The 24,254-nt window shown below is 55.4% G+C and carries 21 protein-coding genes and 1 tRNA gene; 10 read left to right on the forward strand and 12 right to left on the reverse strand.

Annotated elements, in window-relative coordinates; all coding sequences use genetic code 11:
* Positions 1 to 64 precede the first annotated feature (64 nt).
* The 5 genes from dppA to AC3WOK_RS18125 all read right to left on the reverse strand — a co-directional run bounded on the left by dppA (position 65) and on the right by AC3WOK_RS18125 (position 6,549).
* Positions 65 to 1,672, reverse strand: a complete 1,608-nt coding sequence (gene dppA, locus AC3WOK_RS18105; protein WP_059312269.1) for a dipeptide ABC transporter periplasmic-binding protein DppA — start codon at positions 1,670 to 1,672, stop codon at positions 65 to 67.
* A gap of 620 nt (positions 1,673 to 2,292) precedes the next feature.
* Positions 2,293 to 2,369: transfer RNA gene (locus AC3WOK_RS18110), tRNA-Pro, on the reverse strand.
* Between the two features lie 91 nt (positions 2,370 to 2,460).
* Complete coding sequence (gene eptB, locus AC3WOK_RS18115; protein WP_047347643.1) at positions 2,461 to 4,152, reverse strand: kdo(2)-lipid A phosphoethanolamine 7''-transferase; 1,692 nt, start codon at positions 4,150 to 4,152, stop codon at positions 2,461 to 2,463.
* Between the two features lie 258 nt (positions 4,153 to 4,410).
* Complete coding sequence (locus AC3WOK_RS18120; protein WP_059312270.1) at positions 4,411 to 5,613, reverse strand: L-lactate MFS transporter; 1,203 nt, start codon at positions 5,611 to 5,613, stop codon at positions 4,411 to 4,413.
* 237 nt (positions 5,614 to 5,850) lie between these two features.
* Positions 5,851 to 6,549: an autotransporter domain-containing protein gene (locus AC3WOK_RS18125; protein WP_492354907.1), complete on the reverse strand. Its 699-nt coding sequence runs from the start codon at positions 6,547 to 6,549 to the stop codon at positions 5,851 to 5,853.
* Positions 6,550 to 6,702: 153 nt separating this feature from the next.
* On the opposite strand from AC3WOK_RS18125, the gene tag reads away from it, so the two are divergent.
* A complete protein-coding gene (gene tag, locus AC3WOK_RS18130) occupies positions 6,703 to 7,284 on the forward strand; it encodes a DNA-3-methyladenine glycosylase I (RefSeq protein ID WP_047347640.1) in 582 nt (193 codons plus the stop codon).
* A complete protein-coding gene (locus tag AC3WOK_RS18135; protein WP_059312272.1) occupies positions 7,262 to 7,708 on the forward strand; it encodes an N-acetyltransferase in 447 nt (148 codons plus the stop codon). The genes tag and AC3WOK_RS18135 overlap by 23 nt, the downstream gene beginning before the upstream one ends.
* Here AC3WOK_RS18135 and AC3WOK_RS18140 read toward each other — a convergent pair.
* On the reverse strand, positions 7,671 to 9,950 hold the full coding sequence (locus AC3WOK_RS18140; RefSeq protein ID WP_492354992.1) for a molybdopterin guanine dinucleotide-containing S/N-oxide reductase: 2,280 nt from the start codon (positions 9,948 to 9,950) through the stop codon (positions 7,671 to 7,673). The two genes, AC3WOK_RS18135 and AC3WOK_RS18140, sit on opposite strands and share 38 nt — an antisense overlap.
* Positions 9,951 to 10,162: 212 nt before the next feature.
* Between AC3WOK_RS18140 and AC3WOK_RS18145 the strand changes: the two genes are divergently transcribed.
* The 6 genes from AC3WOK_RS18145 (at position 10,163) to ghrB (ending at position 16,215) form a co-directional block, all read left to right on the forward strand.
* A complete protein-coding gene (locus tag AC3WOK_RS18145; RefSeq protein WP_059311801.1) occupies positions 10,163 to 10,825 on the forward strand; it encodes an OmpA family lipoprotein in 663 nt (220 codons plus the stop codon).
* 179 nt (positions 10,826 to 11,004) lie between these two features.
* Complete coding sequence (locus AC3WOK_RS18150; protein WP_063429477.1) at positions 11,005 to 12,021, forward strand: LacI family DNA-binding transcriptional regulator; 1,017 nt, start codon at positions 11,005 to 11,007, stop codon at positions 12,019 to 12,021.
* 103 nt (positions 12,022 to 12,124) lie between these two features.
* Complete coding sequence (locus AC3WOK_RS18155) at positions 12,125 to 12,874, forward strand: sugar phosphate isomerase/epimerase family protein (protein WP_059311802.1); 750 nt, start codon at positions 12,125 to 12,127, stop codon at positions 12,872 to 12,874.
* A 3-nt stretch (positions 12,875 to 12,877) separates the two neighbouring features.
* Positions 12,878 to 13,816: a sugar kinase gene (locus AC3WOK_RS18160; protein WP_447854932.1), complete on the forward strand. Its 939-nt coding sequence runs from the start codon at positions 12,878 to 12,880 to the stop codon at positions 13,814 to 13,816.
* A gap of 117 nt (positions 13,817 to 13,933) precedes the next feature.
* Positions 13,934 to 15,214 (forward strand): MFS transporter, encoded by a 1,281-nt coding sequence (locus AC3WOK_RS18165; RefSeq protein WP_492354908.1) that lies wholly within the window; start codon positions 13,934 to 13,936, stop codon positions 15,212 to 15,214.
* 26 nt (positions 15,215 to 15,240) lie between these two features.
* Positions 15,241 to 16,215, forward strand: a complete 975-nt coding sequence (gene ghrB / locus AC3WOK_RS18170) for a glyoxylate/hydroxypyruvate reductase GhrB (RefSeq protein ID WP_492354909.1) — start codon at positions 15,241 to 15,243, stop codon at positions 16,213 to 16,215.
* A gap of 58 nt (positions 16,216 to 16,273) precedes the next feature.
* Here ghrB and cspE read toward each other — a convergent pair whose 3' ends face one another.
* Together cspE and AC3WOK_RS18180 are read right to left on the reverse strand one after the other, a co-directional pair.
* A complete protein-coding gene (cspE, locus tag AC3WOK_RS18175; protein WP_032615822.1) occupies positions 16,274 to 16,486 on the reverse strand; it encodes a transcription antiterminator/RNA stability regulator CspE in 213 nt (70 codons plus the stop codon).
* A gap of 246 nt (positions 16,487 to 16,732) precedes the next feature.
* The gene (locus AC3WOK_RS18180) at positions 16,733 to 17,443 is read right to left on the reverse strand and encodes a DUF3053 domain-containing protein (RefSeq protein WP_047347632.1); all 711 of its coding nucleotides are present in this window, start codon (positions 17,441 to 17,443) and stop codon (positions 16,733 to 16,735) included.
* A 331-nt stretch (positions 17,444 to 17,774) separates the two neighbouring features.
* Here AC3WOK_RS18180 and AC3WOK_RS18185 point away from each other — a divergent pair, with 331 nt between their 5' ends.
* Positions 17,775 to 18,062, forward strand: a complete 288-nt coding sequence (locus tag AC3WOK_RS18185) for an HTH-type transcriptional regulator (RefSeq protein ID WP_008502755.1) — start codon at positions 17,775 to 17,777, stop codon at positions 18,060 to 18,062.
* Between the two features lie 39 nt (positions 18,063 to 18,101).
* Here AC3WOK_RS18185 and AC3WOK_RS18190 read toward each other — a convergent pair whose 3' ends face one another.
* Complete coding sequence (locus tag AC3WOK_RS18190; protein WP_492354910.1) at positions 18,102 to 19,721, reverse strand: ABC-F family ATP-binding cassette domain-containing protein; 1,620 nt, start codon at positions 19,719 to 19,721, stop codon at positions 18,102 to 18,104.
* Between the two features lie 543 nt (positions 19,722 to 20,264).
* Between AC3WOK_RS18190 and AC3WOK_RS18195 the strand changes: the two genes are divergently transcribed.
* Positions 20,265 to 20,702, forward strand: a complete 438-nt coding sequence (locus AC3WOK_RS18195; protein WP_492354911.1) for a hypothetical protein — start codon at positions 20,265 to 20,267, stop codon at positions 20,700 to 20,702.
* Between the two features lie 93 nt (positions 20,703 to 20,795).
* Here the strand turns inward: AC3WOK_RS18195 and glyS are convergent, their stop codons facing one another.
* The 3 genes from glyS to AC3WOK_RS18210 form a co-directional block, all read right to left on the reverse strand.
* On the reverse strand, positions 20,796 to 22,865 hold the full coding sequence (gene glyS / locus AC3WOK_RS18200; protein WP_492354912.1) for a glycine--tRNA ligase subunit beta: 2,070 nt from the start codon (positions 22,863 to 22,865) through the stop codon (positions 20,796 to 20,798).
* A gap of 9 nt (positions 22,866 to 22,874) precedes the next feature.
* Positions 22,875 to 23,786: a glycine--tRNA ligase subunit alpha gene (gene glyQ, locus AC3WOK_RS18205; protein ID WP_003860141.1), complete on the reverse strand. Its 912-nt coding sequence runs from the start codon at positions 23,784 to 23,786 to the stop codon at positions 22,875 to 22,877.
* A gap of 160 nt (positions 23,787 to 23,946) precedes the next feature.
* Positions 23,947 to 24,252, reverse strand: a complete 306-nt coding sequence (locus AC3WOK_RS18210; protein WP_047347629.1) for a YsaB family lipoprotein — start codon at positions 24,250 to 24,252, stop codon at positions 23,947 to 23,949.
* Positions 24,253 to 24,254: the final 2 nt, after the last annotated feature.

The raw sequence follows: 24,254 nt of genomic DNA on the forward strand, positions 1-24,254 counted from the left end.
GGGGATACATGCACGCCCCTCACCCCTGCCCTCTCCCACAGGGAGAGGGAGAACACCCTACTGATTATTCAACAGATACGTTTTCGAAGTGGTGTTTGCCCAGTGGATCAACCACGTAGCCTTTCACTTCTTTACGCACTGGCTCGTACACGGTGGAGTGAGCAACAATCAGCGCCGGAGCCTGATCGTGCATAACAACCTGAGCCTGCTTGTACAGTTCAATACGTTTGTTGTGATCGTCGGTTGCACGCGCCGGCTGGATCAGGTCTTCAAACGGCTTGTAGCACCAGCGAGAGTAGTTAGAGCCGTCTTTCGCAGCAGCACAGCTGAACAGGGTGGCGAAGAAGTTGTCCGGATCCCCGTTATCACCGGTCCAGCCCATCATTACCGCCTGGTGTTCACCCGCTTTGGCACGCTTCAGATACTCGCCCCACTCGTAGGTCACAATCTTGGCCTGAACGCCGATCTTCGCCCAGTCGGCCTGAACCATTTCTGCCATACGGCGTGCGTTCGGGTTGTATGGACGCTGAACAGGCATCGCCCACAGCTCAACGGTAAAGCCTTTATCCTGGCCCGCTTCTTTCAGCAGCGCTTTCGCTTTCTCAGGATCGTAGCTGTAGTCTTTAACGTCGTCGTTATAGCCCCACATGGTTGGTGGGATCAGGTTTTTAGCTGCAACGCCAGCGCCCTGGTAAACCGCCTTGATGATCGCTTCTTTGTTCACCGCGTAGGTCAGCGCCTGACGCACTTTCACGTCATCAAACGGTTTCTTCTCGGTGTTGAAGGAGAGGTAGCCCACGTTCAGGCCCGCCTGCTCCAGCAGGTTGATGTTCTTATCCTGCTTCATGCGAGCGATGTCAGCCGGGTTCGGGTATGGCATAACCTGGCATTCGTTTTTCTGCAGTTTTGCATAACGCACTGACGCATCAGGCGTGATGGAGAAGACCAGACGGTCGATCTTCGGCTTGGTGCCCCAGAAGCCTTCGAACGCTTTGTACAGAATACGGGAGTCTTTCTGGTACTGCAGCAGCTGGAATGGACCGGTACCGATTGGGTTCAGGTCGACTTTCTCCGGCGTACCGGCTTTCAGCATGTTGTCCGCGTACTCTTTGGACAGAATAGAGGCGAAGTCCATGGCCAGGTCAGCCAGGAATGGCGCTTCCGGACGAGTCAGTACGAACTGAACGGTTTTATCGTCAACTTTTTTCACTTCAGAGATCAGGTCGGGAAGACCCATCCCTTCGAAGTACTCATAGCTGCCGCCAGACACTTTGTGGTACGGGTTCTGGGCATTTTTCTGACGATCGAAGGAGAACACAACGTCGTCGGCGTTGAGGTCGCGCGTTGGTTTGAAATCTTTGTTGTCCTGCCACTTCACGCCCTGGCGCAGGTGGAAGGTATAGGTTTTACCGTCTTCGCTGACTTCCCACTTCTCGGCCAGTCCCGGAATCACTTCCGTGGTACCGGTTTTGAATTCAACCAGACGGTTATAGATCGGTACAGAGCTTGCGTCGTAAGTCGTACCAGAGGTAAAGAGCTGTGGGTTAAAGCCTTCCGGCGAGCCTTCAGAACAGTAAACCAGGGTTTTTGCCTGTACGCTTGCTGCCACGGTCATAGCCACCAGGCTCAGACCAAGCTTCAGCATCCCTGACTTCTTCAAGGAAATACTCATTATTCTGCTCCAATGTGATGTTTTGCTTTGTTGTGTTACGCCGCCAGACCTTTATTTATTTTTTACCCGGTCCGGTCGGTGATGCCCGAAGGCTTTAAAGGGATGGAGAATCCTTTCAGAAGAGCGTTTGAGTTGCAGCGCAGATCGTCCCTGAAATGCCCCTCATGCCCTACAATCTGTCAACAGAATGTGAAAACGTCAATACAGGTGACGGGGATTTACGCTGAGTGTGAGAAACCGCAAACAAAGATTAAAAAAACTATGTACGCCAGTTTTCAGCAGGGAAATTTATGCTACTCGCCACATTGCAGCACAAACCCCTTCATATTTCGCAACAATCAGTGATTAACTTTTATTCAGAATGGGTAAATTTTCTTGCAGAATGGTGATTATCTGAGCACTAAATACCGCGAACGTTAAAGCGCACAGCGAAAAATGCTGAGGTTATCCATAAGCAACGCGAAAAAAGATCAATCTATATATAAAAAAATACAATGGATTATGTCACAAAATCGTTAACAGGCAGGGTGAAGCAGGTCTAAGGGGTATTTTGATGACTCTGGCGGGCTAAGGTCATAATGCAAAAAGGGCTAACCTTGTGGTTAGCCCTTTTCAGAATGTGGTCGGCGAGAGAGGATTCGAACCTCCGACCCACTGGTCCCAAACCAGTTGCGCTACCAAGCTGCGCTACTCGCCGAATGCGGAGCGCATCTTACTGCTGGGGTGCGCCCCCGTCAATCCCTTATTTTCAAAAAGCCATTCAACTGGCGATATTCTCGCCAGGCGAGCTATTGCGCGGCTTTCTGGCTGCTCTCAGGCAGTTTACACCAGTTGTTATTTTCGTTAAGCCCCCCGTCCGGAGAGGTATAGCCCAGGCAGCCTAAAATGGTGTCGTACAGCTCAACGTGACGACGCGGCACCTTCATATCCGCCTCTTTCTTCAGGTGAGCAAACATCTTCGCTTTCTCAGGGTCTTCCAGATACTTGTCAGACATCCACACCATCATAGGGACACGGAACTGCTCCGGTGGCGCCATCTTACGTGGGGTACCGTGCAGATGCTCGAATTCATTGATGGATTCCCCGTGGTCTGCCGCATAGAACACAATCGCTTTCTTATCACGCACCTGGTCAATCACCGAATCAATAAAGTGATCCACATACGTCACGGAGTTATCGTAGGAGTTAATCAGCTGCTCTTTGGTGCAATCTTTATCCACTCCGACACATTCCGGCGTCCATTTCGCAAAGCTACGCGGGTAGCGTTGCGTGTAGTTAAAGTGCGACCCTTTGGTATGCAGGATGATCATGTGCTTACCATCCGGATTTCCGTTGAGAGACAATTTCATCTCATCAATCAGCAGCATGTCATCGACAGGCTTACCGCGGTTACGCGCCTCCGCGCCAATCTGCTCGCGGTAGGCGATGTTCTGCGCCATGGTGTTGCTGTAGAACCACATCTCGCTCTGCATCGCATACAGGTCAGACGTAAATCCAAGCTGATGAAGCACCGAGAAGACGTTTTGCTCTTTCAGCGTACGCTGTGGGTTATCGCTCGCCCCCCCTTCACGTACGAACATGCAGCGTAAGGAGAGCTTGGTGGCGGTATCACAGGAGTAGCCGCGATAGGCAATCAGGTTTTTCTCTTGCGCCAGCTTTGGCGTTGTATCGCGGTCGTATCCAAGAATACCCATATGATCCCAGCGCGTGGTTTCTCCGATAATAAAGACGATGTAGGTATCGTCGATATCTTTTGGCGGAACATAGGTAAACTTCTTCGCCGGGTTCATCAGCGATTTATTATCAGAAGACTCATCCACCTGCGCCCATGCATACAGCCCCAGCGCGGAGATCCAGTTAGACGGTAAATACGAGTTGGCAACCACGCCACCGTAGCTTGGCATATCCACGCCGGAGGTACGCTCATCATTCTTCTGCTTCACCTCCAGCAGACGAATTGGCCCCCAGACCATCAGACCGGCCAGCAGCACCACCGCGACGCTTCTGAAACGTTTTCCCGGCGTGCGAATCTGGTGAACCAGCGTGTACCGGCAGCGGTTACTCCAGATGAGCAGCAGCGGTAAAGCGCTGACCGCCACCACCCAGAGAATAAAGTGCAACCCCACGACCTCTTTAGAGAGATCGATATCCGTGGTCATCACCGAGGCAATAATGCCGTAGCCAATGACAACGTTCATAAAGGTCATGTAATAGCTGGCCCCCGCCGAGCACAGCACGATAAACGTTGCCAGCACTCGCCACACGCGACGGCCAAACAGAGTAAGAATACGGAATAAAAAGAAGGTGACCAGTACCGCGGCGACCAATTCGACAACCGCTGCAATTCCTTTCCAGACGGTAAAATCTTGCGCATAACCGTCAAACCGACGGAAAAAAACTGCGCCATTCATAAACAGGCCGATGTACAACGCCAGCAAAAAGCAGAGCTTTTGTTGCGCCATCGATTTAATGTATTTCATGCAAGCTACCCGGAAAAAGGGACAGTACCGCCACCCACCTCGATTAAAAAGTGGGCAGATTAGACATACGCTCAGGGGATCGTTCAATGAAACGTCTACAGGCGTGGTAAGTAGACCACAGGGAAGGGAAAAAGTGGCAGAAGAGAATGTGATCGGTACAGTTATTTACAAAAAAGCAAATCCTAAAACAGACAATATTGCTTTATTTCCAGTCTTCAGAAAATGAAAAGGCCGGATTACCGGCCTTTCTCGTCGTCATTATGCATGAACTTCTTTGAAAACTTCGCGTTGCGGCTGGCGAATCGTGGTAGAGAGCGCCAGAGAGATAATCAGCAAGGCAAATATCACGCAGAAAGTGACATAGAACCCACCGAACAGGGAAGCTATCAGCGAACCGCAGATACTGCCAATCCCGAAGCCTAGATAGATAACGCCGTAGTTTTTCGCCAGATTATTCAGGCCAAAGAACTCGCTCACCAGTGACGGGAAGACGGTAATGGTGCCGCCGAAGTTAAAGGCTACGCAGGCAATCGCCGCAAAGAAGGTCGCTTCGTTCAGCGGGGCAAACAGCAGGGCCGCCATGCCGACCAGAGACACCACCTGCCCAATCGTAATCACACGGATACGGGCGATTTTGTCAGAGAGAATACCAAGTACCAGACGACCGGAGAGGTTGGCAATGGAAATCACGGTCACCGCATTGGCCGCCGTGGCCGCATCCAGTTTCACCATCCCCTGGGCGATATCTTTCGCCACGCCGATAACATACAGACCGCTCATGCAGGCCGTCAGGAACATCACCGCCAGCATCCAGTACTGCGGTTTACGCATGGACTGCGCGAGGGTGAAGTCGTTCTCCACCACACCGTTCACGGACTTAACCTCCTGCTGCGGCGCATCTTTCATCAGCGTGGCACCGAAGAGAATCATCACCAGAACGATTGCGCCCCAGATCATAAAGGTTTTTTCGAGGCCTACGGACGCCAGCAGGTGGGAGTCGATAAATTTGAAACCGAGGCTGCCCAGACCATAAGAACCAATCGCAAACGCAGAGATTAGGCCTTTACGCTCCGGGAACCACTTCACGCAGTTCGACAGGGTCAGCAGGTAACCTGCACCATCGGCCAGCCCCACCAGAACGCCGGCGCTCAGCCACAGCATCATCAGATTGCTGGAGTGCGCCGTCAGGAAAAAGCCTATACCCAGCAGAATGCCGGACGCCATGGTCACACGCTTCACGCCAAAACGCTCCTGCAGCTTGCCCGCAACGGAAGACGAAATCGCCAGGCCCAGGCTCAGCAGACCAAAGGAGAACGCGACCTGGCTGACCGGTGCGCCGAGTTTGTCGGAAAGCGCGCTATTAAACAGGCTCCAGGTATAGACCGAACCCAGCGCAAACTGGGTGACGATGGTGCCAAAGAGCGTAAGCCAGCGCGTGCGGTTATAAGTTGATGTGTTCATGGCAGTTGTCCTGCAGAGAAATTAAGAAAGTTCGCTGAGGACAACGATAAACAAAACCTTAATACGCCTGGGGTAAAACGGCATGAAATGCAGGCGGAACGGAATGAAATGCCTGGAATCGGGAATGAATGACCTGGCGCGGGAATAAAGCGACAGTGTGTTAGTGCCCGCTATCGCTGTAACCCCTGCGGTTGTTGTATTCAGGATGTTATCGTAACGTTTAAAAAAGTAACAACTCTAAAAATTTGCACTGACGCCCAGGGTGTACAAAAACTCCTCACCGGTGGTGGCATGTTCCCCCTGAGCGAGCGACGCATAAGCGGCAACATGGGTGGTAAACGGCATATCCGTTCCAACAGTCACATCCATCCAGCTACCGTTTTGCGCAGGGGCTGGCGTTTGCGGCATGCCAAACTGCGATTTCCACTGGTTTTCACCAAACTGCTGGTTGTAGCTAATCTGCGCCCAGGGACGGAGATCGCCGTACTGGGTATTCATTCGCCACCCCAGCGTGCTGACGCTGGCATGCCAGAGCGGGTCAGCGAGCGCTTGCGTCGTCACGCTATCACCAAACTCGTTGATCATCATGGGAGCCGTACCGTCATAACGCCACGCCACCACCGGGCCGGTGGTGATACGCGCTGAAACCGGAAAATTCCAGCCCACGCTCATCGCACCGTCCATCGTCGTGCCAGACGGTACATTCAGGGCAAGGCCTGGCGCATTTTGTGAAAACTGGATACGCTCCGCAAGAATATCCTCATAACGCGGTTGGTGATCCGCGTCCCATGTATAGCGTTCCGCCGTATTATTTTGGGCGTCTGAAACGATATATTCCTGTTGCCAGGCAGATGCTTTATTACACATAAACAGGCAGGCTGAAATCCCCACCAGGCCAGAAACAGCATGGCGACCACTGATTTTTTTTATCATCATCAACGCGACCCCAGAGAGAGCCGAATTCGGCGATATTTGTCGTTATTCAGGAAGAGCTTATAGCCCTGTATTAACTATTGTCTTTATAGTAAACACGTCAAGCCAGTCAGGATGAAAATTTTGCGAAATCAGTATCAATAAGGGAGATTACGGATGGAACGTTGCGGTTGGGTAAGCCAGGATCAGCTTTATATCGACTATCACGATCGGGAATGGGGCGTGCCGGAAACCGATGGCAAAAAACTCTTTGAGATGATCTGCCTGGAGGGTCAGCAGGCGGGCCTGTCATGGATTACGGTACTGAAGAAACGCGAAAACTATCGCAACGCCTTTCACCAGTTCGATCCTGTCGCTGTCGCCGCCATGACCGATGAGGACGTGGAACGGCTGGTGCAGGATGCCGGCATCATCCGCCATCGCGGTAAGATCCAGGCCATCATCGGTAACGCACGCGCTTACCTGGCAATGGAACAAAACGGTGAACCGTTCTCAGACTTTGTCTGGACGTTTGTGAATAACGATCCGCAAATCACGCAGGCCGCCACGCTCGCGGAAATTCCCGCCTCCACACCGGCCTCGGATGCGCTCTCGAAAGCGCTCAAAAAACGCGGCTTTAAGTTTGTCGGCTCCACCATCTGCTACGCCTTTATGCAGGCCTGTGGCCTGGTCAACGACCATGTTACCGGCTGCTTCTGTCATCCGGGAGACCACCATGATCCGCAAATGGCAAAGTGAGAATACCGCGCCGCTTCTGCGCCTATGGCTTGAAAGCACTACAGAAGCGCATCCGTTTATTGAGGCGAGCTACTGGAAAGAGAATGAAGCGATGGTGCGGGACGTTTACCTGCCTTCGGCTGAAACCTGGGTCTGGGAACAGGATGGCGAACCTTACGGGTTTATCAGCGTGATGCAGTCGCAGTTTGTCGGCGCACTGTTTGTCGCACCGGCATATATCGGCAAAGGCATCGGGCGCGCGCTGCTGAACCACGTTCAACAGCGCTTCCCGCACTTAAGCCTGGAGGTATACCAGAAAAATATCCGGGCGGTGAATTTCTACCACGCTCAGGGCTTTCGTATTGAAGACAGCGCCTGGCAGGATGATACCCAGCACCCGACCTGGATCATGAGCTGGCAGGCGGATCAAACGCCGTTAAGGTAAGCTCGGGACCCACATATTTCTCGACCCAGGCCAGCGCCGTATTCCCTGCGCAACCATTCCCCAGCTTCGAGCTGGGGAGATCTTTGGTCAGCACGTTAACCGCCCCGTTTTTACAGATCCCGCCTTCGGTTGGCTCCAGGTCAGGCCAGGCGCCCTGGTGAATACAGATAACACCCGGTTTAATCCCGTCGCTGACCACGGCCCCTGCCAGCACCTGTCCGCGATGGTTCCAGACGCGCACCACGTCACCGTCGGCAATTCCGCGGGCTTTGGCATCAAGGGTATTCAGCGTGATCGGCTCTCGCCCTGCAACCGCATACTGCTCACGCAGTGACGTGTAGTTAAGCTGGCTGTGCAGACGATGCGCGGGATGAGCTGACAACACCTGCAACTGCTCCGGCTGGGCGTTACCGTGCCACTCGTCCGGCTCGAGCCACATAGGATGCGGCGGGCAGTCGGCATAGCCAAAGCTGGCAATGCGCTCGCTGTAGATCACCATCTTTCCGCTCTCGGTTTTCAGCGGGTGATTTTCCGGGTCGCGGCGGAAATCGGCAAAACGGACAAACTGCGCGTTCTGTTCGCTCTCCGGCATCTCGACGATCTGGTTCGCCTCCCAAAACTCAGCGAATGGCGGAAGCGTTACGCCCTGCGCCGCGCCGCGCTGCCCGGCAATCTGATAGAAGGTTTCCAGCCATTCGAGATCAGTTTTCCCCTCGGTGAAACGCTCGCGCCCGCCCGCTTCCCACAGCTCGCTCAGCTCAGCAAACACGTCGAAATCATCTCGCGCTTCATCACGCGGCGCCACGACGCGCTTCATCGGAACCATATGCTGGTTGCTGTAGTCGCCGGTCATGGTGAGATCGTTACGCTCAAACGAGGTGGTCGCCGGCAGCACAATATCTGCATGCTTAGCCGAGCCGGTCCAGAAGCACTCTGAGATCACCACCAGCTCCGGCTTTTGCCAGGCACGGATCAGGCGATTGGTATCCTGATGGTGGGTGAAGTTCGACCCGCCCGCCCACCAGACAAACTTAATATCCGGGAAGTGGCGGTCCAGACCATTGTGCTGATAAAAACCACCCGGGTTTTCCAGAGCTTCAACAATGCGCGCCACCGGGATTTTATCCACGGCATCCACGCCGCCCTGCACCGAACCTTGCAGAGAAGCCAACACGGCGGCTTTACGAGTGGGGTTACCGCCGTTCGCGAAGTGATAGGAAAGCCCAAAACCCCCGCCCGGCGTACCGATCTGCCCAAGCATCGCGGCAAGCGTCACCAGCATCCAGTGTTTTTGCTCGCCAAACTGCTGGCGCTGCATCCCCCAACCGGACATTAACATCGTGGTATTTTTATGGAACAACGCCGCCAGTTCGCGGAGTTTGTCCGCAGGAACGCCGCAAATCCCGGCCGCCCACTCTGCTGTTTTCGCCACCCCATCGGATTGCCCCGTCAGATATTCAGCGAATTTATCGAAGCCGGTGGTACAGCGCGTAAGAAATTCGACATCATGCCAGCCGTTTTCGACCAGCGTATGGGCGATACCCAGCATCATCGCCACGTCGGTGCCCATATGCGGTGCAATCCACTCGGCGCTGTCGCCGAAGAACTCCATGGTTTCAGAACGCATCGGGTCAATGCAGATGATGCGCTTGCCGCTTTTGCGCAGCGCGTCGAAATAGGGAATGCCCTGTTCGTCGCTGGCATTCCAGGCAATTTTCAGCGTATTCAGCGGGTTGGCACTCCACAGCACCACCACGTCTGTATGCTCCAGCACCAGCGGCCAGCTAGTCTGCTGCTGGTACACTTCGTTCCCCCCCACCACGTACGGCATGATCGCCTGCGCCGCCCCCGTGGAGTAATCCCCCAGATGACCGGTATAGCCTCCCGCCATGCTCATATAGCGCTGTAGCAGCGTCGAGGCCTTGTGCAGCACGCCGTTAGAACGCCAGCCGTAGGACCCGGCGAAAATGGAGGACGGACCGTAACTGTCGCGAATGCGCCTGTGCTGGCTGTGGATCAGCGCCAGCGCGTCATCCCAGCTCACGCGAATAAACTCATCCTGACCACGAATACCCTGCGGCTTGTCCGGCGAGGCCAGAAAACCTTTACGCACCATCGGCCAGCGCACGCGCGTTTTGCTGTGCACCTGATCGCGAACGACGGTCTGTAAAGAGTTGGGATGTTGGGTTGGCAATGCCCCGCGAGACGACAGGACATTTTCGCCGTCGGTTTCGACCAGCATCGGCCCCCAGTGGGCGGCGGTCAGAATGGTTTTCGTTGAGGTGCTCAAGCGTGCGCTCCTGGTTGCGTGCAGGTTTTACGGCCTTCTTATTGAGGCAGTTTATGGTTTGTCACAAATTTCAGAGTTATACCCGGAATTTTCTCCGTATCTGGACGTCATAATCAACTGCCACGCTCGCCGTGGCAAAGAATAAAAAGGATTAAGGAAAGAAGATGAAAAAACGCGTACTCGTTATTGCCGCTCTGGTGAGCGGCGCACTGGCTGTTTCTGGCTGCACAACCAACCCTTACACCGGCGAACGCGAAGCGGGTAAATCCGGTATCGGCGCGGGTATCGGCTCGCTGGTAGGCGCAGGCGTTGGGGCGCTCTCCTCCTCCAAAAAAGACCGCGGCAAAGGCGCGCTGATTGGCGCAGCGGCAGGCGCAGCGCTGGGCGGCGGCGTGGGTTATTACATGGACGTGCAGGAAGCGAAGCTGCGCGACAAAATGAAGGGCACCGGCGTGAGCGTAACGCGCAGCGGCGATAACATCATCCTGAACATGCCAAACAACGTGACCTTTGACAGCAGCAGCGCGACGCTGAAACCGGCCGGCGCGAACACCCTGACCGGCGTGGCGATGGTGCTCAAAGAGTACAACAAGACCGCCGTGAACGTGACGGGCTATACCGACAGCACCGGCAGCCAGGATCTGAACATGCGCCTGTCCCAGCAGCGCGCCGATTCCGTGGCCAGCTCGCTGATTACCCAGGGCGTTGAAGCGAACCGCATCCGCACCAGCGGAATGGGCCCAGCTAACCCTATCGCCAGCAACAGTACGGCGGAAGGCAAAGCGCAGAACCGTCGCGTTGAAATTACGTTAAGTCCAATTCAGTAGGTAAAAGCAAAACGGCAACGCTCGTTGCCGTTTTTAGTGGTTGCACCCTCTCCCGTGGGAGAGGGTTGGGGTGAGGGCACCAGACCGCACCCCAGGTAAGCGCAGCGCCACCGGGCAAATTACTTGATTCGCCAGATTTTCCCGCTAAGGTATTCTCACTAAATTCAGGGAAATCAGCGATGAGCAAACCAGCCCGGGCCACCATCAGCGACGTGGCGAAAGCCGCCAAAACCGGTAAAACCAGTATTTCGCGCTACCTTAACGGCGAGAAACACCTGCTGTCCGATGCATTGCTGGCGCGTATTGAACAGGCGATTGCCGACCTCGACTATCGTCCCAGCCTCATGGCGCGCGGGCTCAAACGCGGCCGCACCCGCCTTATTGGCCTTATCATCGCCGATATCACCAACCCCTATTCCGTTAACGTGCTCAGTGGTATCGAAGCGGCCTGTCGCGAGAAGGGCTTCACGCCGCTGGTCTGTAACACCAATAACGAAGTCGACCAGGAGCTGCATTACCTCGATCTGCTGCGCAGCTACCAGGTGGAAGGAATTGTGGTTAACGCAGTGGGCATGCGTGAAGAGGGTTTAAACCGCCTGCAGCAGTCCTCCCTGCCTATGGTCCTCATCGACCGTAAAATTCCGGAATTTGCCTGCGATGTGGTCGGGCTGGATAACGTTCAGGCCGCCACAACCGCCACCGAACATCTAATTGAACAAGGCTTCGAAGCGATTCTCTTTCTGAGCGAGCCGTTAGGTATGGTTAACACCCGTCGCGAACGCCTGGGCGCGTTTCGCGCCACGCTGGAGCGTTATCCCGGCGTGATCGCCGAAAATGCCGAAACCCCGCTTCACGAAGCCGACCAGCTCGACAACACTCTGCGTCAGTTCCACACTCGCCATCGCGGGATGCGCAAAGCCGTTATCTCCGCCAACGGGGCGCTAACCCTTCAGGTCGCCCGCTCGCTCAAGCGCATTGGCCTGCACTGGGGCAGCGACATCGGTCTGCTGGGGTTTGATGAACTGGAGTGGGCGGAACTGGCCGGCGTCGGCATTACCACCCTCAAACAACCCACCTGGCAGATTGGCTATGCTGCTGTAGAACAAGTGGTTCGCCGTATTGAAGGCACCAGCGATGCCGTTCGCGAGCAGGTCTTCTCCGGCGAGCTGATCGTTCGCGGCTCCACCGCGCGTTAATTTTCCCTTGTGATACCGATCATAAATTCAACATCCTGACCTTTTCTTTGGAACCGGTTCCATCTAGCGTAATAGTATTGATAGGTTGCGATGGAGTCCGACGATGGACAGGAAAATTATGGTAGTCACCGCCGCGTATGGGGCGGAACAGGTGCGACAGGCAGGCGGTCAGCGGGCGATGCTTCCCGTTATTGCCGGCGCGGGGGCAGACGGCGTGGAGATCCGCCGCGAACTGTTCAACAGCGAAGAGCTGCTGGCACTGCCTGCGCTGGGTGAATCCATTGAGCTGCTGGGCCTGCTGGCGTGCTACTCCGCCCCTGCGGCCCTGTTTATGCCGGACGGCACCCTCAACCCGGACCTGCCTCGCTACCTCTCTGAGGCCAACACCCTGAACGCGCTGTGGCTCAAGGTTTCCCTGGGCCATTTTAGCGATGCGCAGCCTCTCGAAGCTCTGCGTACGCTACTGAACGCAAGCGGCATGGCGCTGGTCGTGGAGAACGATCAGACCGACTGCGGCCAGCTCGCACCCATGCAGCGCTTCCAGACCGCCTGTCGGGAAATGGCGCTCCCCGTCACGCTGACCTTCGACATGGGTAACTGGCTGTGGGTTGGCGATTCGCCTGAAGAGGCCGCACGCCATCTGGCCCCTGCCGTGAGCTATATCCACGTGAAAGCCGCCGTGCCGCATAAAGATAACTTCCGCGCCGTGGCACCGGACCACGCCGATGCGCGCTGGCTGGATCTGCTTAGCCAGCTGCCAGCCGATGCCCCGCGCGGTATCGAGTTCCCGCTGGAAGGGGCGGATTTAACCGCCGTTACCCGCCATTACGTCAACCTGCTGCGCGAGGAGTAAACCATGCACAAGACGCTGGATGTCATCACAATCGGCGAGGCCATGGCGATGTTCGTCGCCACCGAAACGGGCGAGCTGAGCGCGGTGGAGCACTTTATCAAACGCGTGGCAGGCGCAGAGCTGAACGTCGCGACGGGACTTGCGCGCCTTGGCCTGAACGTCGGCTGGGTCAGCCGCGTGGGGGACGACAGCTTTGGCCACTTCGTTCTCGACTCGCTGAAAAAAGAGGGTATTGATGCCGCAGGCGTTACCCTCGACGGGCGCTTCGCCACCGGCTTTCAGCTTAAATCGAAGGTCGAAAATGGAACCGATCCCATTGTTGAGTATTTCCGTAAAGGATCGGCAGCGAGCCATCTTTCCGTGGCGGATTACCACGCCGACTATTTTGCCTCCGCGCGCCATCTGCACCTGAGCGGCGTGGCGGCAGCGCTCTCTGCCAGCTCGTATGAACTGCTGGATCATGCCGCAACGACAATGAAGGCCCAGGGCAAAACGATCTCTTTCGATCCTAACCTGCGCCCGGTGCTGTGGAAAAGCGAAGCGGAAATGGTCGAGAAGCTCAACCGTCTGGCATTCAGGGCGGACTGGGTTCTGCCGGGCCTGAAAGAAGGAATGATCCTGACCGGCGAAAGCACGCCGGAAGGCATTGCCGACTTTTACCTGAACAAAGGAGTAAAAGCCGTGGTGCTAAAAACCGGTGCCGATGGCGCATGGTTTAAAACGGCAGACGGCGAACAGGGCGCGGTCGCTGCGGTGAAGGTTGAAAACGTTGTCGACACCGTCGGCGCGGGCGATGGTTTTGCCGTGGGCGTCATTAGCGCTCTGCTGGAAGGCAAAACGCTGCAGCAGGCCGTAGCGCGAGGCAACAAGATTGGCTCGCTGGCCATTCAGGTGCAGGGCGATAGCGAAGGATTACCAACGCGAGCAGAGCTCGGCGTTTAAATTCCCTCTCCCTGTGGGAGAGGGCCAGGGTGAGGACAGCAAGCCGCACCACATAATTAAGCCACCGTGTACCCTACAGACAACGGCGGTAACAACCTCAACAACAGAGGCAAGCCTATGAACAGTTCGACCAATGCAGTAAAACGCTGGTGGTACATCATGCCAATCGTGTTTATCACGTATAGCCTGGCGTATCTCGATCGTGCCAACTTCAGCTTCGCGTCCGCGGCAGGGATCACCGAAGACCTTGGGATCACCAAAGGTATCTCCTCCCTGCTGGGTGCCCTTTTCTTCCTGGGCTACTTCTTCTTCCAGATCCCCGGCGCTATCTATGCGGAACGCCGCAGCGTGCGTAAGCTGATCTTCATCTGCCTGATCCTGTGGGGCGCCTGCGCGTCACTGACCGGCGTGGTGAACAATATTCCTGCCCTGGCCGCCATTCGCTTTATCCTTGGCGTGGTTGAGGCGGCGGTCATGCCCGCGATGCTGATCTACATCAGCAACTGGTTTACTAAATCTGAACGCTCGCGCGCGAATACCTTCCTGATCCTCGGTAACCCGGTCACGGTACTGTGGATGTCGGTGGTGTCTGGCTACCTGATCCAGTCCTTCGGCTGGCGCGAAATGTTTATCATCGAAGGGGTGCCGGCAGTGATCTGGGCCTTCTGCTGGTGGGTGCTGGTGAAAGATAAACCGGCACAGGCCAAATGGCTTTCCGAAGATGAAAAAGCGGCGCTGCAGGCGCAGCTGGATAAAGAACAGCAAGGCTTGAAGGCGGTACGCAACTACGGCGAAGCCTTCCGCTCCCGCAACGTTATTCTGCTCTGCGCGCAGTACTTTACCTGGAGCATTGGCGTGTACGGCTTTGTGCTGTGGCTGCCGTCGATTATCCGCAGCGGCGGCGAAAACCTCGGTATGGTACAGGTAGGCTGGCTCTCTTCCGTACCGTATCTGGCGGCAACCATCGCTATGATCGTCGCATCGTGGGCATCGGACAAGCTGCAGAACCGTAAGCTGTTTGTCTGGCCGCTGCTGCTGATCGCTGCCTTTGCGTTCATTGGCTCCTGGGCCGTGGGTGCGAATCACTTCTGGGCCTCTTACGCCCTGCTGGTCATTGCCGGTGCCGCTATGTACGCTCCATATGGTCCGTTCTTTGCCATCATCCCTGAAATGCTGCCGCGTAACGTGGCAGGTGGCGCGATGGCGCTGATTAACAGTATGGGCGCGCTGGGTTCGTTTTGCGGCTCCTGGTTCGTCGGTTACCTGAACGGTGCTACCGGCAGTCCGTCAGCCTCGTACATCTTTATGGGGGTGGCGCTTTTCGCTTCCGTGTGGCTTACTCTGATTGTTAAGCCTGCTAATAATCAACAACACCTTGTCGGCGCTCGCCACGCCTGAATCCTTAAAAATCAACGGAGATTAGCATGAAGCCGTCCGTCATTTTGTATAAAGCCCTGCCGGAAGATCTGCAGAAACGCCTGGAAGAACACTTCACCGTCACGCAGGTGAAAAATCTGAGCCCGGAGACCGTGGCACAGCACGCCGAGGCGTTCGCCAGCGCCGAAGGCCTGCTGGGTTCAAGCGAAAAAGTGGATGTCGCCCTGCTGGAGAAAATGCCGAAGCTTCGTGCTACCTCTACCGTTTCCGTAGGTTATGACAACTTCGATGTAGATGCCCTGAACGCCCGCAAGATCCTGCTGATGCACACGCCACATGCCCTGACGGAAACCGTGGCCGACACGCTGATGGCGCTGATGCTTACAACGGCCCGTCGCGTGGTGGAAGTGGCTGAGCGCGTCAAAGCGGGCGAATGGACAAAAAGCATTGGCCCGGACTGGTTCGGCGTGGACGTTCACGGTAAAACGCTGGGCATTGTGGGCATGGGGCGTATCGGGCTGGCGCTGGCGCAGCGCGCGCATTTTGGTTTTAACATGCCGATTCTGTACAACGCGCGTCGTCATCACAGTGAAGCCGAAGAACGTTTCAATGCCCGTTACTACGAGCTGGATACCCTGCTGCAGGAAGCCGATTTTGTCTGCCTGGTCCTGCCGCTGACGGACGAAACGCGTCATATGATTGGTAAAGAGGCGTTTGAGAAAATGAAGAAGTCAGCCATTTTCATCAACGCGGGTCGTGGCCCGGTAGTGGATGAGAAGGCGCTGATTAAAGCCCTGCAAAACGGTGAGATCCACGCCGCAGGTCTGGACGTATTCGAGCAGGAGCCGCTACCGGTAGATTCTCCGCTGCTAACGCTACCCAACGTGGTCGCCCTGCCCCACATCGGCTCAGCCACCCATGAGACGCGCTACAACATGGCGGCCACGGCGGTAGATAACCTCATCTCTGCCCTCAGCGGCAAGGTAGAGATAAATTGCGTGAACCCGCAAGTGCAACGATAGAAACGAAAAAACCCGCCAGAAGGCGGGTTTTTGAATTTTGTGCTACTGGGTTGGAAGCTTACAGGCTTACAACGTTACCAGCTGCTGGGCCTTTAGCGCCGCTTTCGATGGTGAAGGACACTTTCTGACCTTCGTCCAGAGATTTGTAGCCATCGTTCTGGATAGCAGAGAAGTGTACGAACACGTCTTTAGAGCCATCGTCAGGAGTGATGAAGCCGAAACCTTTATCAGCGTTGAACCATTTTACCAGACCAGTCATTTTACCAGACATAGAAATTACCTTATTAAAAATATATTGAGCCTTCCGGCTTGATGGATTGCGTTACAGATTTCTAAGCGATGAAGGAAGGGTCACAACGAAGGGTATCTATGGATAACAATCTGGACTGCTTTACTAAACTGCTTTAGGTCTGTGTAACAAACCGACGGGGATAGTTATACCGATGTGGTAGAAGAATGACAAGCGTTATTTTCGATATGCATAAAAAAACCCCGCCAGGAGCGGGGTTTTTTCGGTTTATTCTGTGGCCGTGACTGCGGCACTCCAGGCCTGGCTAAAGGCCTGATGCTGGGAGGCCAGCGGCCCAATCAGCGTATTGTACTGGCTTGCCTGCTGCGAGGTCGGGAACTGAATGCCATTGGCAACAAAGCTCACCTGAGTCTCCTGCTGGGCGATAAAATCCCCCACCTGAACCAGCTGCTGCGTGAAGATTTGCGCGGCTGGAATCAACGGTTGCAGTGCTTCAGAAGGTTTGGTCACCACTTTCTCATACACTTTGTCGAAGACCGGTTTGAGATCGTCGCCCTGCTTCAGTGCAGAACGTGACGCATCAGCCTGCATTTTCGCATTTTGCAGCTGCTGGCTCAGCACGCCAAGCGCACCGTTAGACTGGCGTAGCGGTTCACGCTGCGTCACATAATCCTGTGGAACGCGGATAGCGTTCACGCTATCCACCACGGGACGGATACCGGAATCCATCGCCTGGCTCACCTGCTGTGAATAACCATAAAGAATGGCGTAATCGGACACGAAGGGGCCAAACTGTTTTTTCTGATCCGCAGTCAGCGTCGGCAACCGCTCGCCGCTGCGCATCACTGTATTCTGCAGAAAATCGATAAACGCTTTGCGCTGATCGCCTTCTTTATCAAAACACCCACTCAGGCTAACAACCATCAACAACGCCGCAATAGGCGCAAACCAGCGAGAGCAGGACTTTCCTGTCGCCATTTTATTACTCCTTTCACCCAAAAAAGCGCACACCGGCACACGCGTGCCCGACGCTGACAAGGATAGTCCAGGTCAGCCTTGCAAGATACTCTTTTCATGCAAAACGGCTATTGCCGATTTATTTCTTACCATTTACAAAAAAATACCTGGCGAAGCCGACATATGACTAATCAGGTAATTAGCATAACTATCCATATCGCTGAATCGCGTAAAGCGATCGTTACCGCACGATTAATCACAACCGTGACGATCCTGGGTTGGTATTAGGGACTATTCTTAACTGGCTCTCTGATGTTCTTGATCACGATGTGAGATTTAAGAGGAGTCCTCAATGGAATATAAAGATCCTGAGTTTGAGCTGCTGAGCAGCCTGGAACAGATCATTTTTAAAGATGTACCGCAGACGATTACCCTGCAACAAAAATCCAATCCCTTTACAGAATATGAGCAATTGCGCAAAGGGACAGGACTGAAAACCGAAGAATTCGCCAGAGCGATGGGTGTCAGCGTGGCTATGGTGCAGGAGTGGGAGTCAAAACGTGAAAAACCCACCCCAACCGAGTTAAGGCTGATGCGCCTGATTCAGGCCAACCCTGCACTCAGCAAACAGATAGCGTAGTGAAGTTTGAATGCCCCCGCCTTTGCGGGGGCTTGTGTTTTAAAGGCTATCACAACGCCAGCCCGCCTCTTCCCACACCCATTCATGCGTTAACGTTAAGCCTCTTAAAAAAGCCTCATCGTGTGATACCACCAGCAGCGCTCCGGGAAAACCGGCCAGCGCCGCTTCAATCGCCTGTACCGAAGCCAGATCAAGATGGTTGGTCGGTTCATCCAGCAGCAGAAGCTGCGTAGCTTCGGCGCGCCATAACACGCAGGCCAGCGCAGCCTTAAGGCGCTCGCCGCCGCTGAGTTCCGCCAGCGGGAGCGTGACTTTGTCGGCACCCAGCTGCAGCTGCGCTAAACGGGTTCGCAATACCCCCTCTTCCAGAGGCGTATGGCTCAAATTGAGATGCGTCATGACCGATTGTGAAAGATCGAGCTGTGACAAATGCTGGTCGAGATAGGCGCAACTGACGGAAACCTTACAGGTACCTGAACGTGGGGCGATCTCACCGAGTATGGTTTTTAACAGCGTCGATTTCCCGCAGCCGTTTGGCCCCTTTAACGCTATGCGCATCGGTCCGTCCATCCGAAAGGTGATGGGTGGAACGGGCACATGCGGCAATACCAGATCCTCCAGTACCAGCACCTGTTTGCCTTCCGGGATCTGACTTCCCGGTAGGGTAAACATCACCGGATTATCGTCTTCAACCCGTTCACGAGCCTTGTTGACCGCGGCGTTCAGCTCCGCATTTTGATCGCTGTGCTGTTTTTTCCATGCGCCGATCCGTTCCTTTGCCGCGCCTTTGTATTTGACCCGTTCAAACGAGGCGATGTTCAGGGTATCGACGGTGCGTAATGTCTTTGCCGACCGCCGCAGGCTGTCGTCATGCTCTTTTTGCATGCGTGCCCGGGTACGTTTGCGCTCGGTTGCTGCATGCTCCAGCGCCGCACGGGCAGCCAGCTGCTCAGCATCGCGCTGGGTTTGATAATCCGCATAATTCCCGCCATAGCTGCGCAGGCCCGAAGGGCTTAGTTCAAGAATGCGCGGCACCTGCTCCAGTAGTTCGCGGTCATGGGAGGCCACCAGCACGCCGCCCTGATACCGTCTAAGCTGGTCGTAGAACCACGCCCGGCCCTGCCGGTCCAGATGGTTAGTGGGTTCGTCCAGCAGCAGGAAATCCGCGTCCGCCGTAAATGCTCCACACAGCAGGGCGCGGATGCGCTCGCCGCCGCTGAGTTCAGCGGCAGGCTTATCCGGATCAAACGGTGGCAGTTGGGCATTGATAAACGCCTCGCTCAGACGCTCGGCGACATCCCAGTGGCCGTCGAGTGCGTCCAGATCGTCAGGCTGGTAATCGCCGCTATCAATGCGTTTACGCGCCGCAAATATCGCGTCGTACCCGAGCAGTTCCGCAACCGTCGTCTGCGGAGAAATAGCGTGCTGCTGCGCCACATAGAAATGCGAGCCAAAGCGTTCAATATGGCCGACGGCCGGTTCATCCAGCCCCGCCAGCAAGCGCAGCAGACGCGTTTTCCCGCTGCCGTTGCGGCCAACCAGCGCGCACAGGGAGGGTTCCAGCGTAAGATTCAGCGGACCAAAAAGGATATCGCCCGTCGGAAACTGACAGGTGACCTGATGCAAAATAAAAGAAGGGGACTGCGCAAAATGAGCCATAAGCACTCCTGAATGAAATCAAAACATCCCCTGCCGACGCGGTGGCGTTTAGCAAGGATCGAAATTCATCAGTCGTGTTTGTTCATTTTTGGGGGGCGCTCCAGAGCGAGAAAGTTAACGCGGATAAGGATAGCGGTAATGTGTTGAATATTTCAAGGTTAAATTTTGGACGATTTGTACTCCCTCTCCCTTTGGGAGAGGGCTGGGGGTGAGGGGGAACATACGGTAATTTTGCGAGCCTCTTTCCAGAAATGGTAATATCCTCAGTGGCATAGCTCAAATCTGTTGCCGCCTGTTTTGATGAGCAGTAAGTTCTCTTCGCATCTGCAAAATCAGGTGCCGGGATTGGAACCCTGAATCACTTCACTGGCGACACAGGCTCTGTGTCGTACGGCCTGTTGCATCTCAATGGCGGGCCGAACAGGGGCGCTGCAAAGCGCGCTGGTGTCAGTGAGGCCAGTCGTTCCAACCTTGTTCGGTTCCGCCACCAGCGAGTCTGGAACCTCCCGTGGCGGAAGATATACCACTCACTGAGGTTATTTTATGTCAATGACTAACTCTTTAATCACCCTGCCCTTCAACCACGCCACCGACTTCACCGAACTGGCGGATAACTGCGAACGTTTTACCGATGCACTGACAGATTGCGCAGAGCCCGCCCACAAAATGGCGCTTTACGGTCGACTCTCCACCTGCCTGCATCTTCTGCAACCCACGCTTCTGGATCCTGTTCCGGAATATTTAAAAGCCAGCCTGACCGTGGAGGAACTCCCGTCACGTCTTCCGGCTTTCGAACCCGAATGCGATCAGCTGGGGCGCTACTGTCAGGAGATTACGCAGTTGCTGATGAACGGCTCACTGCCGCGACAATCTGCAATCGTGATGGAAGATTTGCTGTGCGAACTGGTCAGCTACTTTGCCGATACGCTGAAGGCACCACGCTGGCTGAAAACGGATGAAGGCACAGTCGCGATCGGCTAAACCTGCCGGATGACGCTGCGCTTATCCGGCCTACGAAAGCTCCATAAAAAAACCCGCCGAAGCGGGTTTTTAGCATTTGTAACGACGGGCACATTACTGCAACAGCGAAATATCCGCCACGCGCAGGAACAGCTCGCGCAGTTTCTCGAGCATAGAGAGACGGTTAATACGCAGCTCTTTATCTTCTACGTTCACCATCACTTTCTCGAAGAAGGCGTCGATAACGTCACGCAGTTCAGCCAGCTCTACCAGTGCTTCCTGGTAGCGACCTTCCGCGAAGAACGGTTCGAGCTTGTCGCGCAGCACCACAACCTGCATCGCCAGAGCGATCTCTTCCGGCTCTTTCAGGGTCGCGGCGTTGACGCGCTCGTTCAGCGTTTCATCAGACTTCGCCAGGATGTTGGATACACGCTTGTTGGCCGCAGCCAGGGCAGATGCCGCTTCCAGGGTACGGAAGTGGGAAACCGCCTTCATGCGCGCATCGAAGTCAGCCGGACGGGTCGGACGACGCGCCAGCACCGCCTGAATGGTGTCAACGGTGTAACCTTCATCCTGATACCACGCGCGGAAACGACCGAGCATAAAGTCGATCACGTCATCCACCACGTTCGCGTTGGTCAGCTTGTCACCGTACAGACGCACCGCTTCTTCGGTCAGAGTCTGCAGATCCAGGTTCAGGTTCTTCTCAACGATGATACGCAGCACGCCCAGCGCAGCACGACGCAGCGCAAACGGGTCTTTGTCGCCTTTTGGATGCTGGCCAATACCAAAGATACCCGCCAGGGTGTCCATCTTATCGGCAATCGCCACCGCACAGGCAACCGGGTTGGACGGCAGTTCGTCACCCGCAAAGCGCGGCTGATACTGCTCGTTCAGAGCCACAGCCACGTCTTCCGCTTCGCCATCATGACGCGCGTAGTGCATGCCCATCACGCCCTGAGTGTCGGTAAATTCGAACACCATGTTGGTCATCAGGTCGCACTTGGACAGCAGGCCCGCTCGCGTCGCGTGGTTGACGTCCGCACCGATTTCACGGGCGATCCAGCCGGACAGCTCCGCGATGCGGTCGGTCTTGTCGCGCAGGGTTCCCAGCTGTTGCTGGAAGAGCACGGTCTGCAGGCGCGGGAGATGATCTTCCAGACGTTTTTTACGGTCGGTATTGAAGAAGAACTCGGCATCCGCCAGACGCGGGCGCACCACTTTTTCGTTACCGGAGATAATCTGGATCGGATCTTTCGATTCGATGTTCGCCACGAAGATGAAGTTTGGCAGCAGTTTGCCGTCGTTAGCGTAAACCGGGAAGTACTTCTGGTCACCCTTCATGGTGTACACCAGCGCTTCAGCCGGAACGGCCAGGAATTTCTCTTCGAACTTCGCGGTCAGCACTACCGGCCATTCCACCAGCGAGGTCACTTCTTCCAGCAGGCTGTCGCTCAGATCGGCATTACCGCCAATCTTGCGCGCCGCGTCTTCAGCGTCCGCTTTAATTTTGGCTTTACGCTGCTCGTAGTCGGCAATAACTTTACCGCGCTCCAGCAGGATTTGCGGGTACTGGTCGGCATTGTCGATGGTGAACTCTGGTTCGCCCATGAAGCGATGGCCGCGGATCACGCGATCGGACGCCACGCCCAGAATGGTTGCCGGAATAACGGTATCGCCCAGCAGCAGGGTCACGGTGTGAACCGGACGCACGAAGTGCACGTCGGACGCGCCCCAGCGCATCAACTTAGGAATTGGCAGCTTCGCCAGCGAGGTCGCGATCATGTTTGGCAGCAGCGCTTCTGCACTCTCGCCTTTTACATGGGCGCGATACAGCAGCCACTCGCCTTTGTCGGTGGTCAGACGCTCAGCCTGGTCAACGGTGATGCCGCAACCGCGCGCCCAGCCTTCAGCCGCTTTGCTCGGCTTGCCTTCGGCGTCGAACGCCTGGGCAATCGCCGGGCCACGTTTTTCGACTTCACGATCCGGCTGAGACGCCGCCAGATTTGCCACTTTCAGCGCCAGACGACGCGGGGCGGCAAACCACTCAATTTTACCGTGTGCCAGGCCAGCGTTATCCAGCTCGGCGGTCACGTTCGCAGCGAAAGATTCAGCCAGGCTGCGCAGGGCTTTTGGTGGCAGCTCTTCGGTGCCGATTTCCACCAGGAAAGTTTTCTCAGACATGGCCGCCTCTTATTTGTTTCGGTTGCACATCGGGAAGCCAAGGGCTTCACGGGACGCATAGTAAGCTTCTGCAACGGCTTTGGTCAGGGTACGAATACGCAGAATGTAGCGCTGACGTTCAGTCACGGAGATGGCTTTGCGGGCGTCCAGCAGGTTGAAGCTGTGGGCGGCCTTCAGAATACGCTCGTAAGCAGGCAGCGGCAGCGGAGTCTCCAGCGCCAGCAACTGCTGCGCTTCTTTCTCGTACTGCTCGAAGCAGGTGAACAGGAAGTCCACGTCCGCGTATTCGAAGTTATAGGTGGATTGCTCCACTTCGTTCTGATGGAACACGTCGCCGTAGGTAGTTTTACCCAGCGGGCCGTCGCTCCAGACCAGGTCGTAAACGCTGTCTACGCCCTGAATGTACATGGCCAGACGTTCCAGACCGTAGGTGATTTCACCCGTGATCGGTTTACATTCCAGACCGCCAACCTGTTGGAAGTAAGTGAACTGGGTCACTTCCATTCCGTTCAGCCACACTTCCCAACCCAGACCCCAGGCACCCAGCGTTGGGTTTTCCCAGTTATCTTCCACGAAACGGATGTCGTGAATGGTTGGATCCATACCCAGCTCTTTCAGCGACCCGAGGTACAGTTCCTGAATATTGTCTGGTGATGGCTTAATCACCACCTGGAACTGATAGTAATGCTGCAGACGGTTCGGGTTCTCACCGTAACGACCATCGGTCGGACGACGGGAAGGCTGCACATACGCGGTCGCCATTGGCTCTGGCCCCAACGCGCGCAGGCTGGTCATCGGGTGTGAAGTGCCGGCGCCGACTTCCATGTCCAAAGGTTGAACAATGGTACAGCCCTGACGAGCCCAGTAATCCTGTAAGGTCAGGATCAGGCCCTGGAAGGTCTTGGTATCAAACTTTTGCATAGTATTTCGTGCTGGATACGTGTGGTTTTAAATGGAAGGGACCAGTATACCCGCTGGCTGCAAGATATACAGTACGAAACGGGGTTGTTTAGGGAAAATTGGGAAATAAGCAGTTAAGCCAGAACGTTGTGGGCGTCTGGCTGTTGATTATACGAGCAGGCTAGCGCATGGAGAGGTGTAAAAACTGGCCGTCCGCATCAAACGAGCAGACAAAGCCCTCTTTACGTGACGTATGGCCCCGCAGCTCATAGCTTCCCTGAAAACGCACAAACCCGGTGACATCAATGTTCTGAACGTCCGAGTTATAGCGTCGGGCAGCTCTATCTTTGCAGAGCGCTTCCATATTCAGTGAACGTTCCGGGCTCATTTTACCCTGCTGCGCTTTTTGCACAGGGGCTTCTTGTGGGGCACTGCATCCCGCGAGGATTACCAGCAGAAAGAGTGACGCCGCACGCTTCATCATCATTT

This window comes from Enterobacter sp. FW301-JW81 (assembly GCF_058788735.1).

Excerpts from the sequence above, each read along its gene's own strand:
- dppA (WP_059312269.1), bottom strand. The coding sequence starts at position 1,672 with ATGAGTATTTCCTTGAAGAAGTCAGGGATGCTGAAGCTTGGTCTGAGC.
- eptB (WP_047347643.1), bottom strand. The coding sequence starts at position 4,152 with ATGAAATACATTAAATCGATGGCGCAACAAAAGCTCTGCTTTTTGCTG.
- AC3WOK_RS18120 (WP_059312270.1), bottom strand. The coding sequence starts at position 5,613 with ATGAACACATCAACTTATAACCGCACGCGCTGGCTTACGCTCTTTGGC.
- AC3WOK_RS18125 (WP_492354907.1), bottom strand. The coding sequence starts at position 6,549 with ATGATGATAAAAAAAATCAGTGGTCGCCATGCTGTTTCTGGCCTGGTG.
- tag (WP_047347640.1), top strand. The coding sequence starts at position 6,703 with ATGGAACGTTGCGGTTGGGTAAGCCAGGATCAGCTTTATATCGACTAT.
- AC3WOK_RS18135 (WP_059312272.1), top strand. The coding sequence starts at position 7,262 with ATGATCCGCAAATGGCAAAGTGAGAATACCGCGCCGCTTCTGCGCCTA.
- AC3WOK_RS18140 (WP_492354992.1), bottom strand. The coding sequence starts at position 9,950 with ATGCTGGTCGAAACCGACGGCGAAAATGTCCTGTCGTCTCGCGGGGCA.
- AC3WOK_RS18145 (WP_059311801.1), top strand. The coding sequence starts at position 10,163 with ATGAAAAAACGCGTACTCGTTATTGCCGCTCTGGTGAGCGGCGCACTG.
- AC3WOK_RS18150 (WP_063429477.1), top strand. The coding sequence starts at position 11,005 with ATGAGCAAACCAGCCCGGGCCACCATCAGCGACGTGGCGAAAGCCGCC.
- AC3WOK_RS18155 (WP_059311802.1), top strand. The coding sequence starts at position 12,125 with ATGGACAGGAAAATTATGGTAGTCACCGCCGCGTATGGGGCGGAACAG.
- AC3WOK_RS18160 (WP_447854932.1), top strand. The coding sequence starts at position 12,878 with ATGCACAAGACGCTGGATGTCATCACAATCGGCGAGGCCATGGCGATG.
- AC3WOK_RS18165 (WP_492354908.1), top strand. The coding sequence starts at position 13,934 with ATGAACAGTTCGACCAATGCAGTAAAACGCTGGTGGTACATCATGCCA.
- ghrB (WP_492354909.1), top strand. The coding sequence starts at position 15,241 with ATGAAGCCGTCCGTCATTTTGTATAAAGCCCTGCCGGAAGATCTGCAG.
- cspE (WP_032615822.1), bottom strand. The coding sequence starts at position 16,486 with ATGTCTGGTAAAATGACTGGTCTGGTAAAATGGTTCAACGCTGATAAA.
- AC3WOK_RS18180 (WP_047347632.1), bottom strand. The coding sequence starts at position 17,443 with ATGGCGACAGGAAAGTCCTGCTCTCGCTGGTTTGCGCCTATTGCGGCG.
- AC3WOK_RS18185 (WP_008502755.1), top strand. The coding sequence starts at position 17,775 with ATGGAATATAAAGATCCTGAGTTTGAGCTGCTGAGCAGCCTGGAACAG.
- AC3WOK_RS18190 (WP_492354910.1), bottom strand. The coding sequence starts at position 19,721 with ATGGCTCATTTTGCGCAGTCCCCTTCTTTTATTTTGCATCAGGTCACC.
- AC3WOK_RS18195 (WP_492354911.1), top strand. The coding sequence starts at position 20,265 with ATGTCAATGACTAACTCTTTAATCACCCTGCCCTTCAACCACGCCACC.
- glyS (WP_492354912.1), bottom strand. The coding sequence starts at position 22,865 with ATGTCTGAGAAAACTTTCCTGGTGGAAATCGGCACCGAAGAGCTGCCA.
- glyQ (WP_003860141.1), bottom strand. The coding sequence starts at position 23,786 with ATGCAAAAGTTTGATACCAAGACCTTCCAGGGCCTGATCCTGACCTTA.
- AC3WOK_RS18210 (WP_047347629.1), bottom strand. The coding sequence starts at position 24,252 with ATGATGATGAAGCGTGCGGCGTCACTCTTTCTGCTGGTAATCCTCGCG.